General features: G+C 42.8%; 16 protein-coding genes and 1 riboswitch. Of the genes, 11 read left to right on the forward strand and 5 right to left on the reverse strand.

Annotated elements, in window-relative coordinates; all coding sequences use genetic code 11:
- Positions 1–18: 18 nt before the first annotated feature.
- Positions 19–246: a hypothetical protein gene (locus BFI01S_RS08745; protein ID WP_226619409.1), complete on the reverse strand. Its 228-nt coding sequence runs from the start codon at positions 244–246 to the stop codon at positions 19–21.
- A 122-nt stretch (positions 247–368) separates the two neighbouring features.
- On the opposite strand from BFI01S_RS08745, the gene BFI01S_RS08755 reads away from it, so the two are divergent.
- The 6 genes from BFI01S_RS08755 to motB all read left to right on the forward strand — a co-directional run bounded on the left by BFI01S_RS08755 (position 369) and on the right by motB (position 4164).
- Positions 369–956, forward strand: a complete 588-nt coding sequence (locus BFI01S_RS08755) for a peroxiredoxin (RefSeq protein WP_373682884.1) — start codon at positions 369–371, stop codon at positions 954–956.
- 104 nt (positions 957–1060) lie between these two features.
- Positions 1061–1435 carry a DnaJ family domain-containing protein gene (locus tag BFI01S_RS08760; RefSeq protein ID WP_061792276.1) on the forward strand — a complete coding sequence of 125 codons (375 nt, stop codon included), beginning with the start codon at positions 1061–1063 and terminating at the stop codon, positions 1433–1435.
- A 31-nt stretch (positions 1436–1466) separates the two neighbouring features.
- Positions 1467–1928, forward strand: coding sequence for an STAS domain-containing protein (locus BFI01S_RS08765; RefSeq protein WP_061792277.1), 462 nt, complete (start codon positions 1467–1469; stop codon positions 1926–1928).
- 139 nt (positions 1929–2067) lie between these two features.
- Positions 2068–2442 carry a hypothetical protein gene (locus BFI01S_RS08770; protein ID WP_061792278.1) on the forward strand — a complete coding sequence of 125 codons (375 nt, stop codon included), beginning with the start codon at positions 2068–2070 and terminating at the stop codon, positions 2440–2442.
- Between the two features lie 137 nt (positions 2443–2579).
- Positions 2580–3374, forward strand: a complete 795-nt coding sequence (gene motA / locus BFI01S_RS08775) for a flagellar motor stator protein MotA (protein WP_061792289.1) — start codon at positions 2580–2582, stop codon at positions 3372–3374.
- On the forward strand, positions 3367–4164 hold the full coding sequence (motB, locus tag BFI01S_RS08780; protein ID WP_061792279.1) for a flagellar motor protein MotB: 798 nt from the start codon (positions 3367–3369) through the stop codon (positions 4162–4164). Before motA ends, motB begins: the two co-directional genes overlap by 8 nt.
- A 301-nt stretch (positions 4165–4465) precedes the next feature.
- On the opposite strand, the gene BFI01S_RS08785 is transcribed toward motB, so the two are convergent.
- Together BFI01S_RS08785 and BFI01S_RS08790 are read right to left on the reverse strand one after the other, a co-directional pair.
- Positions 4466–5662 carry an MFS transporter gene (locus BFI01S_RS08785; protein ID WP_061792280.1) on the reverse strand — a complete coding sequence of 399 codons (1197 nt, stop codon included), beginning with the start codon at positions 5660–5662 and terminating at the stop codon, positions 4466–4468.
- 55 nt (positions 5663–5717) lie between these two features.
- Positions 5718–6146, reverse strand: coding sequence for a MarR family winged helix-turn-helix transcriptional regulator (locus BFI01S_RS08790; RefSeq protein ID WP_061792281.1), 429 nt, complete (start codon positions 6144–6146; stop codon positions 5718–5720).
- A gap of 160 nt (positions 6147–6306) precedes the next feature.
- On the opposite strand from BFI01S_RS08790, the gene BFI01S_RS08795 reads away from it, so the two are divergent.
- The 3 genes from BFI01S_RS08795 (at position 6307) to BFI01S_RS08805 (ending at position 9850) form a co-directional block, all read left to right on the forward strand.
- On the forward strand, positions 6307–7692 hold the full coding sequence (locus tag BFI01S_RS08795; RefSeq protein ID WP_061792282.1) for an alanine/glycine:cation symporter family protein: 1386 nt from the start codon (positions 6307–6309) through the stop codon (positions 7690–7692).
- 134 nt (positions 7693–7826) lie between these two features.
- Positions 7827–8924 (forward strand): carbohydrate kinase, encoded by a 1098-nt coding sequence (locus BFI01S_RS08800; protein WP_061792283.1) that lies wholly within the window; start codon positions 7827–7829, stop codon positions 8922–8924.
- Positions 8925–8938: 14 nt separating this feature from the next.
- The gene (locus BFI01S_RS08805; RefSeq protein ID WP_061792284.1) at positions 8939–9850 is read left to right on the forward strand and encodes a pseudouridine-5'-phosphate glycosidase; all 912 of its coding nucleotides are present in this window, start codon (positions 8939–8941) and stop codon (positions 9848–9850) included.
- 217 nt (positions 9851–10067) lie between these two features.
- Here the strand turns inward: BFI01S_RS08805 and srtD are convergent, their stop codons facing one another.
- On the reverse strand, positions 10068–10679 hold the full coding sequence (gene srtD / locus BFI01S_RS08810) for a class D sortase, LPxTATN-specific (protein WP_061792285.1): 612 nt from the start codon (positions 10677–10679) through the stop codon (positions 10068–10070).
- Positions 10680–11021: a helix-turn-helix domain-containing protein gene (locus tag BFI01S_RS08815; RefSeq protein ID WP_061792286.1), complete on the reverse strand. Its 342-nt coding sequence runs from the start codon at positions 11019–11021 to the stop codon at positions 10680–10682.
- Between the two features lie 270 nt (positions 11022–11291).
- On the opposite strand from BFI01S_RS08815, the gene BFI01S_RS08820 reads away from it, so the two are divergent.
- Together BFI01S_RS08820 and BFI01S_RS23000 are read left to right on the forward strand one after the other, a co-directional pair.
- Positions 11292–11543, forward strand: coding sequence for a hypothetical protein (locus BFI01S_RS08820; RefSeq protein WP_061792287.1), 252 nt, complete (start codon positions 11292–11294; stop codon positions 11541–11543).
- Between the two features lie 170 nt (positions 11544–11713).
- Positions 11714–11802, forward strand: a riboswitch (cyclic di-GMP riboswitch).
- 29 nt (positions 11803–11831) lie between these two features.
- The gene (locus tag BFI01S_RS23000) at positions 11832–11981 is read left to right on the forward strand and encodes an anti-repressor SinI family protein (protein ID WP_115596682.1); all 150 of its coding nucleotides are present in this window, start codon (positions 11832–11834) and stop codon (positions 11979–11981) included.
- Positions 11982–12046: the final 65 nt, after the last annotated feature.

The following is a 12046-nucleotide window of genomic DNA, read 5'->3' on the forward strand; positions in this document are numbered from 1 at the left end:
ATTCAGGCCCCTGACTTTTTAATCTTTGGCTCTTTCCTCAAGTTCCTTGGCTTCATCTTCTTCAAAACGGTTTTTAAACGCTTCCTGTGTCACAATAAATTCCTCATCTTCCTGTGCCTCAGTTGTATGGCGCTCAACCATTGTGTGTTCAGGAAATTCCCCCGGGTGATGCTTTTTTTTATGATTAAAATGGACTCCGCGTGACATAATCAGGCTCCTTTCATAGTTGAATTTGCATTCTTCCACTATTTTTCCCTCCGGCATCAGGAGTATGTACGGCTGGTTCAATCAATATTTTCCGTTCAATATTGCTCTTGTTCGCATAAGTATATAGAGCAAAGACGAAACAGAAAAGGAGGGGGACAGCCGTGATTGATCCGAATGCTTCCGTGTTCTGTGCGGGACGGGGAGACCGTGCGCCAGTTTTTATTGCCGATGCTGTCATTGATCACCAAATAAAAAAAGTCAATCTGGAGAACTATATTGGAAAATGGGTGCTGCTGTTTTTTTATCCGAGTGATTTTACATTTGTCTGACCGACAGAATTAGCGGCGGTCGCCGCTGTGAACCCTTATTTAAAAGCCTTAAACTGCGAAGTCATGTCCATCAGTACGGACAGTGTATATGCACATAAAGTATTTAAGGAAACATCTCCGTCATTAAAAAATGTCAATTATCCAATGGTTAGCGACCGGACACACCAAATCAGCAGAGCTTATAGGGTACTTGATGAAAAGTCAGGAGCGGCCATCAGGGCATCCGTTTTTATCGACCCCAATGGCATTATCGCGGCAAAGCTCATTTATCCCGAGGAAGTTGGCAGAAATCTGCATGAACATGTCAGAATCATGCAGGGCATCCAATATGCACAGCAGACAGGGAAGGGTGTGCCGGCAAACTGGCAGCCAGGCCAGCAAGGGATTAATATGGATCCGAACTTGATAGGTAAAATCTAAAGGAGGATGCGCAAGCTTTCTCCTCCAAAATACATAATTACTTTAATAAGCAGTGCTGAAAATATATAATATAAAGTACACATGAAGCGGAGGGGGAGTTTTTCGTGGACTTTTTTTCTATACTTTCTGAAGATCGGATTAAAAAAGCTTATAAGGACGGGGAATTTGATAATCTGCCGGGATATGGGAAACCGCTGCCGCCTGATGAATTGTCTTCTGTCCCTGAGAACTTGCGCATGGCCTATCGCATCATGAAGAACGCCGGATTCACTGATGAAGAAAACCAAGTGAAAAAGGAAATGCTGACGATTGAAGACTTAATGAAGAAATGTGATGACCAGGAAGAAAAAAAGAACCTGCAGAAGAAATTAAACGAAAAGCTGCTTCGCTATAACAGTATGATGTCCAAAAGAGGGCAAAGCACCAACTCATCCCTTTTCAAAAACTATCAGGAAAAAATTAACAATAAATTATTCTAATGAATTAGATGATTGGAATTGAGGAGAACACATGAATAAAGATGAATATATAAAGTTACTTGAAAAAAGAGTAGAGGAATACGAGGCAGCCATAGCAGATATGACCGCACCGATTATTCCATCGATCATTCCCCAGACGATTCTTGTGCCAATTACAGGGTTGCTCATGGCTGAAAGATTCGAAAAAATTACGGCTAAGATCCTGAACCATATTAAAGACCATGACACAGAATTTGCCATTATAGATTTTACCGATATTACGGTCGACCGCTTAGAGCAGATGTGCCTGTCAGAGCTTGGGGAGCAAATCCGCAGCCTGACTGATTCCATTAACCTCATGGGAGTTAAGCCTTACTTTGTCGGAATGACCCCGCAGCTTATAAAAGAAATCATTTTATCCGGCATTGAATTAAATGCTGAAACACATGCCAACTTCCAGGCGGCTTTAAAGCATCTAATGAAAATACACAATCTTGTCTTTCAAAAAAACTAAATTCTCAAGACCCCTCTCCTGAACAGGATAGGGTTTTTTTACTTATACAGGCACATTTTCTTTCCGATTGGGGAATTGTCCATGCGAAAACCTCCTGTGATACATATTCTATAGTATCCATGAGAAAGGAGGTAGACTTATGTCGAGAGATTGGAGAAGAAGATTTGAGATTAATGCAGATGAAGTAGAAATCAGAGCCGAAAGAGTTATTGTAAAAGAAGAAGATAATCGCCGCCGTGATGATGTGCGTGGAGCGGAAGACCGCCGCAGGAAGCACCGCCGAGATGACGATGTAGCAGGAATAGAGGACAATCGCAGAAGACATTGTGGCTGTGGAAGAGACAGTGTTGGCGGAGCAGAAGATGACCGCCGAAAACATCGCCGTGACAATGTGCGTGGTGCTGGTGACTTATGGTACAACAGAGATTTAGCCGGATCTGGCAGAGGCTGCAGATGCCGCCGAGATGACGATGACCGCAGAAGAAGAGGTTTCTGCGGATGCCGCTGGATCTAAAAATAATGAAAACGAAGGCAGGGGAAGCACCTCTGCCTTTTATATATGAAAATTTTCCTAAAGAACTGTTAAAATCATCCGAAATTAATAATAGAAAGTTTTGGAGATTTTCAGACTACATAGAAGGTGTGGCATGCATGGATAAAACAACGATTATAGGAGTAATATTAGGAATCATAGCAGTTGGAGTAGGGATGGTTTTTAAAGGGGTTTCCCCATCTGTTCTGATTAACCCTGCCGCTATTCTGATCATTATCTTGGGTACGGCAGCAGCAGTGAGCATTGCATTTCCAACAAATGAAATCAAACGGGTGCCAAAGCTTTTTGGCATTTTATTTAAAGAAGAGAAGCTGATGAACCCTTCTGAAATGATTAAGATGTTTTCGGATTGGGCTCAGCTGGCAAGAAAAGAAGGATTGCTTGCCCTGGAAGTCAAGACGAACGAAATTGAAGATGCATTTTTAAAAAACGGCTTATCTCTGGCTGTTGATGGGCAAAGTGCCGATTATATACGGGATGTATTAAGTGAAGAAATCGAAGCGATGGAAGAAAGGCACCAGGCAGGAGCGCAAATTTTCAGCCAGGCAGGTACGTATGCCCCATCCCTTGGAGTATTGGGAGCCGTTATTGGATTGATTGCAGCACTTGGAAATATGGCGGACACTGCCAGCCTGGGACATGCCATAAGTGCGGCATTCGTAGCGACTTTACTGGGGATATTCACCGGTTATGTGTTCTGGCATCCGTTTGCCAATAAGCTAAAGAGAAAGTCCAAGCAGGAAGCAAAAATTAAAAGCATGATGATCGAAGGGATTCTTTCTATTTTAGAAGGGGAGGCTCCTCGAGTAATAGAACAAAAGCTTGCTTCCTACCTTCCTGCAGGAGAACGCCGTAAATTCCTTGATGAAAGCAGCGTGGCAAAGGATGAGTAGGAGGAAAAAGAAGCAGCATCATGAGGAGCATGTAGACGAATCCTGGCTTTTGCCGTATGCTGATTTATTAACTCTGCTTCTTGCCCTGTTCATTGTCCTCTTCGCAATGAGTTCAGTGGATGCCCAGAAATTTCAGAAGCTATCAAAGGCATTCAATGATGTCTTTTCAGGGGGAACGGGCGTCTTTGAATTCCCAAGTCCAATGCCGGAAGGACAAATGCAATCTACTGATGCAGTGTCGGAAAAGCCAAGCAAGGATCTCGAGGAAATGGCAGCGCTGGATGAGTTGGAAAAAGAAAAATTGAAGCAGGCTGCCGATCATGAAGAACTGGCAGAGCTGCAGCAAAGAGTCAATGCCTTTATTGAAAATCAAAACCTGGCGGACAAACTGGAAACCTCATTAACCACGGAAGGACTGCTTGTGTCTATCAGAGACAATGTTCTATTCAGCTCAGGAAGTGCGGAGGTCCGAAAGCAGGATTTAAAAGTGGCTGGTGAAATAGCCGGGCTTCTCATCATGGACCCGCCAAGAAATATCATCATCAGCGGCCATACAGACAATGTCCCGATCAGCAATTCGAACTTCGAGTCCAATTGGGAGCTCAGTGTCATGCGGGCGGTCAACTTTATGAAAATCATCCTGAAGAATGACCAGCTGGACCCGAAATGGTTCAGTGCCAAAGGCTTTGGGGAATTCCAGCCGGTTGCCGGAAATGATACGAAAGAAGGCAGAGCGAAGAACAGACGGGTAGAGATTTTAATATTGCCAAGAACGGGGAATCAGCCTTAGCGGGCTGGTTTCTTTTTTATGTAACAAATAAAAAAAGGCTGTTAGACAGCCGCTTTCCCGGGATCATTCATTTGCTTCCTGTTCCGTGCCGTCCGGTTTGCACATGAGGTCGACCATTACACCAAATAGAAATACACAGGCGATTGGAATGGAAAAATTCAAAATATGAACAATGGTCATCAGCGAACCTCCCAAAATATATTAATTACATTATATGCCAATGTTCACAGAAAAGACAAACAATTTTCAGAAAATATACACAAATTAAGATTGACAAAGAAAAAGAGCCGCTGGGGGCTCTTTATAATGGAAGATCTGCTTCTGAATGAATGGTTCTTGGTTCTGTCTTTTTTCCATGAAGCAGGTAGTATACAAGTAGGCCAAACAGTGCGACTCCGGCAAGCATAAAATATAGCGAAGCGAAGCCTGTTTTGACCGCAAGTATTCCGAGAACATAGGATCCTAAACCGATCCCTGTATCAAAGAGGGTGAAAAAGGTCGAGGTAGCAAGCCCGCGTTTCGCTGGATCGGCCTGCTTGATGGCAACCGTTTGAAGACTCGGAACAATTGTGCCATACCCCAGTCCGATTACTGCACCTGACAGCAGAAACACAATGGTGCTGTTGGCTTGGCTGAGCAAAAACAATCCTGCCGCAAACAGAATAATGGCTGGATAGATCACTTTATTTTCTCCGTACGTATCAAACCAGCGGCCTGTAAATGGGCGGGACATAATGATGAACGCTGCATATACCACGAAGAAGAAGCTCGCGGCTTCAAGCAAATCAAGCTCTTTCGCATAAACGGAAATAAAGGATAGAATTCCTGAGTACGCGAAAGCAAGGATGCCAGCTGAAATCGCAACAGGAACGGCATTTTTTTCAAATAAGCTTGAAAGTGTAAAACTCGGATGCTTCACAGAGCTTTCTGCTGTTTGCGGTATTTTTACAAAAGCGCCAAGCACTATCGCAATAAATGATAAAACCGTACATAACGCAAAAATCCATGTGAAGCTTGCGTATTGGACCATCGTCAGACCGGCAAACGGGCCGATGACCATAGCCAGATTCATGAACATCGCATAATAGCCAAGCCCTTCGCCTCGCCGTTCATCCGGCACAATTTCAGCAACAATCGCTCCAGTCGCTGTTGTGGCCATGCCAAAACCTGCACCATGAAGGAATCTTAGAGCTAAAAGTGCAGGCATAGTGTCAGCCCAAAAATAAAGAAGAGATGAGACTGCAAACACAATCAGGGAAGCAAGCAGAATCTTCCGCCGTCCAACCTCGTCAATCCATTTCCCTGTAAAAGGCCGGCTGATCACGGCAGCAATCAGAAAGACCGAAATAATCAGGCCAACCTGTGTTTCGTCCCCTTTTAAATCATCCAAAATATAAAGGGGAAGCGTAGTCAGCAACACATAAAACCCCATAAACAAGAAAAAACTCGTAACAGAAATACTCAAAAAATCCTTCGTCCATAATGGCTGTTTCTTCATGTTGTCCTCCTAACAATGAAGGTACCAGGTACCTATACCAATTTCGTGAACTGGTCTAGGTGCCTGGTACCATATTTTCTCTCATTTTTGCCATAAGTCTGATCATCGTGCTGATTTCTTCTTCCGTAATGTTCTGCAGGACATTGCTTTCGCTTGATCTTACTGCGGCAAGCCAATTGTGGTATTCCAGGATGGCTGCATCAGTCAGTGAAATCAGTTTTTCACGTTTGTCCTTGCCTGCCGTTCTGGCGATCCAGCCCGATTTCTCAAGACGGGCCAATGTCCTGGTCATGGTCGGAGCCTCAACTCCCAGATAAGTAGAAATCTCTTTTTGAGTGCTTGGTCCTCCGGTTTTCAGACGGTAAATAATCGTCCATTGTGCCGCATATAACCCAAGCGGCACCAGACTTTCATTAAGTACTTTAGAAAAATGGCGTGTAAATTGGTTAATGGAATGAAAAAATTCACTTTGATTAGGGTGCATTGCTTTCACCTGCTTAAAATAGTTACCTAGCTAACTATATATGAAATTTAAGAATTTGTCTACCTCGCATATTTCTTTTGCTAACTAAGTGTTTAACTGGCAAATAAAAGGGAATGGAATAACAAGGGCAACTGTGCATAACAATAAGGGGGAAATTTTTTTGGATAAGTTATTAGAAGTCGTAGGAGATATTTCAGGATGGCTGTGGGGATATCCCATCATCCTATTATTAGCTGGAACAGGGCTGTATTTAACCTTCTTGCTGGGTTTCTTCCAGTTCCGTTATCCGGTATATATTTTTAAACAGACATTCGGAAGTGTTTTTAAAAAGCCGAAGGGAAAAGGAACCGTTACACCGCTGCAGGCACTCACTTCAGCACTGGCTTCCACCATTGGAGCCGCGAATATTGTAGGTGTACCGGCAGCCATCATGTTTGGCGGCCCTGGAGCAGTCTTTTGGATGTGGGTCATTGCGCTAATAGGAATGTCCATTAAGTTCTCGGAAAGTGTATTGGCCATTAAGTACAGAGAGAAAAATGAAGATGGAGAATATGTGGGCGGCCCTATGTATTACATGACGAAAGGGCTTAACATGAAGTGGCTTGGTGTGATATTTGCCTTTGCGCTCATGATTGAATTAATCCCAAGCATCATGGTTCAGGGAAATGCCGTAGCGTCTGCGGTTGGCGAGACTTTTAAGATTGATGGCCTTTATACGGGCATCGCTGTAGCCTTACTGGTTTCCTTAGTCGTTTTTGGCGGAATTCAGAGAATCGGCAAAGTAACTGAAATCTTCGTTCCATTTATGGCACTCATCTATGTAGGTGCGGCGTTAGTAGTCTTATTTATGAATCTGGGCAAGCTTCCTGAAGTGTTGGAATTAATCTTCACTTATGCGTTTCAGCCAATGTCAGCAATAGGCGGATTTGCCGGTGCGGCAATTGGCGAAATCATTCGCTGGGGATTTGCAAGAGGATTATATTCCAATGAGGCAGGACTTGGAACGGCACCGATTGCCCATTCGGCTGCCACGACTGACCACCCGGTGCGCCAGGGCTTCTGGGCGATTGTCGGCATTGTTGTGGATACGCTGATTGTGTGTACAGCCACTGCATTTGTAGTGCTTTCATCAGGTGTGTGGACAAGGGAAGGGGCAATGAAAGATCCTTCTGCTCTGACAGCAGCGGCATTTACGGAATACTTTGGATCATTTGGAGGTATTCTCGTAGCTGTATCACTCGTATTCTTTGTCATTTCAACGATCATTGTCGTCGTCTTTTATGGATCCAAAATGGCAGAATTCCTATTTGGCTCTTTTGCCGGAAAAGCCATCAAAGTCGTTTACATTGCTGCCATTGTTCTTGGTTCAGTAGGAGCGGCGAAAACGATCTGGCAATTCCTTGATCTGGCTCTTGCCATGATTTTGATACCGAACATCGTGGCTGTCCTCCTTCTAAGCAAAGAAGTTAAACAGCTGAAAAACGAGTTCTTTACTTCGGAAAAATATTATTTAAAGGATATAAAAAAAGACGATAAGGCTGCGTAAAAACAGTTCTCCCGCTAATGGCGGGGGACTTTTTTTATAACTAAAACAATTTTCGGAAAAATAACACTTGTAAGATAAATAAACAAAAGTTTATAATTTAAACAAAAGTCAAAAAAAGACAGGGCTGATCCATTATGAACGATAAAGAATTATTAATTTTGCAGCTGATTAAAGAGGATCCCTTTATTGCCCAAAACGAGCTGGCTGAAAAAACGGGACTCTCCAGGTCCGCTGTTGCCGGCTATATCTCTTCACTGACCAAGCAAGGAGAAATTCTTGGCAGAGCCTATGTCCTGCCGCAAAAGAAAGCAGTGCTTTGTGTGGGAGGGGCCAATGTCGACAGAAAAATCCAGACGACAGGACAGCTCCAATTCGGAACATCGAATCCCGCCGAGAGCTCCCAATCCTGCGGAGGAGTGGCGCGGAACATTGCCGAAAACCTTGGCAGGCTGGGCTGTGATGTCGGTCTGATGACAGTAGTGGGAGGCGATCCGGAAGGCGAATGGCTTCTGGAATATACGAGAGCCTTTGCTGACGTGACACCTTCACATTCCCTGGCAGGATCCACCACCGGAACCTATACAGCATTGCTTGATCTGGAAGGGGAAATGGCTGTGGCCTTAGCCGACATGTCCATTTATGAAAGCGTTACCATGGAGTTCATCGAGAAAAAGTGGGGGTACCTGGCATCATCTGAGATGGTGATATTGGATACCAACTTTCCGCCGGGGGTTTTAAAACAAATCATCACAAGGTGTTCCGAAGAGAGTATCCCGCTATGCATCACACCTGTTTCAGCACCAAAAATAAAGAATCTGCCGAAAAATCTGCAGGGTGTTACCTGGCTGATTGCCAACAAAAATGAAGCAGAAGCCCTGACTGGGATGGAAATCAGGAAGGAGGGAGACTTCTTTAAAGCAGCACAGGAAATGATCAATAAAGGAGTGGAAAAAGTGGTTATCAGCCGGGGGGATAAAGGGCTGATTTACTTCACAAATACAGGTGAAGCAGGTGTGCAGCTGCCTCCAAAGGTGAAAATAGCTGATGTGACAGGTGCAGGGGACTCGCTTGTATCGGGTATTATTTTTGCCCATTTAAAAGGACTGAGCACAGAGGATGCCTGCAAAATTGGCATGTCCTGCTCGATGCTTGCCCTGCAATCCATTGAAACCGTTAATCCGAACCTAAACAACAAACGCCTGCAGGAAACATTCAAACAATATTTCGACTAAGGAGAAGTGACATCATGTTAGAAAAATGGCTAGAGTACTCAGAAGAAGTGTTAGAAGCAAAGAAAGCAAATAAACCGGTTGTCGCCCTTGAATCCACCATCATTTCACATGGAATGCCATACCCTCAAAATGTCCAGACAGCAAAAGAGGTGGAGGACATCATCCGCAAAAACGGTGCAGTTCCAGCAACCATTGCCATTTTAAACGGGAAAATCAAAATTGGTCTGTCAGATGAGGAGCTGGAGTTCCTGGCCCAAAGCAGGGACGTTGAAAAAACAAGCCGCCGCGATCTCCCATATTTGATTGCGAAAAAGAAAAATGGTGCCACAACGGTAGCGGCCACCATGATCTGTGCAGAGCTTGCCGGCATTGAAGTGTTTGTCACAGGCGGAATTGGCGGCGTTCACCGGGAAGCGGAAACCACCATGGACATCTCCGCTGACCTTCAGGAGCTGGCAATGACCAATGTTGCCGTTATCTGTGCAGGCGCAAAATCCATCCTGGATATTGGTTTGACGCTTGAATACTTAGAAACCTATGGCGTTCCGGTCGTAGGATTTGAAACAGATGTATTGCCTGCCTTTTACACACGCACAAGTCCTTTTAATGTAAATTACAGAGTGAATACTGCGGAGGAAGCAGCCGAAATGATCCGCACAAAATGGGCACTGGGACTAAAAGGCGGCGTTGTCATCGCCAACCCGATTCCTGAAAAAGATGCACTGGAAGAAGAGTTTATTACTGGGGTGATTGAAACAGCCTTAAAAGAAGCGAATGAAAACAATATCTCAGGGAAAAAAGTGACTCCATTCCTTCTGGAAAAAGTGAAGGAATTGACAGAAGGCAGAAGCCTGACAGCGAATATTGCATTGGTGAAGCATAATGCGGAAGTGGGTTCTAGGATTGCTGTTAGTTTGCATAAGTAAAGGGAAAAGCCAGGCTTAGAGAGTCTGGCTTTTTATACTGATAGCATGATAGCTGTGATGATGATGCCTAAATATAGCAGTAATCTTAAGAAGTTAATCATTAGGATTCGTCCCTTCTGGAAACCCATATATTAGATGATATGTACAGGTTCTTATATGGGGGAAGGGTGTTTGTCTATATGCAGTAAAAAGGGCACTTTCCTGTGGAATGTGCCTCTTAATTTTGTATTCTTTTGGCATTCAGGATATACCGGGAGGGTGCATTGCCCACAAATGAGAAGGGGTAGCAAGTAGAAACAGTAAGAATTTCGTGAGGAGCGGTGGAGCGGATCACAGTGGTATCGCCTGCATCCACAATCTTCGAATCGGTTATTTCATATGTAAACTCACCATATGGCATGCTGACTAGAAAAATATCACCAATTTCAAGTTCGCCGAGGCTGCGAAAGACCGTATCCCGATGCCCGGATAATAAAATCTGATCGGGCTGTCCTGGAAATACAGTTGTGGAGTAATGGCCAACCCCTTTTTCCAGCTCATCCTCATCGGTTCCTTCTATTATTGGAAGTTCAGCTTTCAAACGGGGAATTTTTAAGATGCCAATGGCTTCACCCTGATCGAAGGAAATATCTATTGGGTGTTCTGTTTGGAGAACATTTTTGCTTTCTTTGTTCTTTTCGTTTTGAATTATTTTTTGTGCGTGGATTAAGGAATCTTTAGTTTTCTTCTCCTGAGAATACATTTCCTGCAAAGAGAACAGGACTAAACCGCCTCCGATTAAGATAAGGAAGGAGGCAGCTACAATCAGCAAACGGCCACTAACCTTCAATTATACGTTCCCTCCATTCATCTTCTTAAATTTAATAAAGTCCAAATAATAAGCGAAATCCTCTTTCGTGATTCCCTGCCTGATTGCTTCTTCAACAAGGGAAACCCACTCCTCATCCAGCTTAGACAAGTCGGTAATTTCATCTTTGTTCTCTTCCAGCAGATCCTCAAGATTAGCATCCAATGTCCTGGCGATTCTCGATAAAACCTGCAGTGAAGGGTTCTCCTGTATGCCTCTCTCAATATAGCTCAAATATGATTTGGATACCTCCGCTTTTTCAGAAAGCTCATTAATTGAGTATCCCTTTTTGATTCGTAAGCTTTTAATCCGGACACCTATCATAGGCATAATACTCCCTTATCATAAAATATAAAGATGTTTTCATTATAACGAACAAAACGTTCAATAAAAAATACAAAATAGTGAGAATTCTCGAGGTATTCTTAGAAAAAGAATGAAAAACGTTCTTTAAAACGAAAAAACGGCTGAATTTGGAATTGTTCAAAAACAGTTAGTTAGTCCTAGACTATTCCTAAGGAGTAATGTAAATGCATGGCATTAAGAAGCTTAATCGGGAATAAATATGTTATTTAGTAAGGTAGGTGGGGGTTAATGTATAAAAAGGTTTGTGATCACTGTAAAAAGTCTTCTTTTAGCAGCAGTGAAATTGGAAAGTGGATTTGTCCTATTTGTGGTTCGGACTTAACAGGTAATCCGTTTTTTGATGCTATGACAAGGGAAAGAGTTTTTGTTTCTTACGCTTTTAAGACATTAATTCCACATAGTGGAGTAAAACAGATAAGCAGAAATTATAGAAAAAGGATTGGTCTTTCTTACTATTCCAAAATGAATATTAATCCTTAGACTAATTTTTGCCCGATTAAATTATTTTAATGATACTTGTTAAAATCAGTAACAAATTGTCGAGATATAAACTAATTTAATATTAAAGTAATTCATAACATTGACAAAAAAAGACATAATTATCAATATGGACATAGTAGAATACACCTATAGGAAAATAATAGTAAAGACACAGAAAAGGGCAAACTCATTGAAAAATGAGGACGCAAAGTCACAGGTCTAAGGTATTGAAGGATACTAGGATGGCTGGATTGCCTGGAATACGAATCGTATTTTGGGGGGAAAAGAGTGGTGAACACTAAGGTTCAATCTAAGCAATTAGACAATGATTGGGTCCAGCTTATTATCGAAGCAAAGGACTTGGGTATTGAGAAAGAAGAAATAACTCGCTTTCTTTTTGAAAATAAGACAAATGAGCAATTATCAAGAAGTTCGTAAAGAAAAAGTTAATAATCCTTATAGCCAAGTATTTCTTAAAAGGTAACTTTTAAGAAATACTTTTA

It is taken from the genome of Cytobacillus firmus NBRC 15306 (assembly GCF_001591465.1).
GTDB classification, from domain to species: Bacteria; Bacillota; Bacilli; order Bacillales; family Cytobacillaceae; genus Cytobacillus; species Cytobacillus firmus.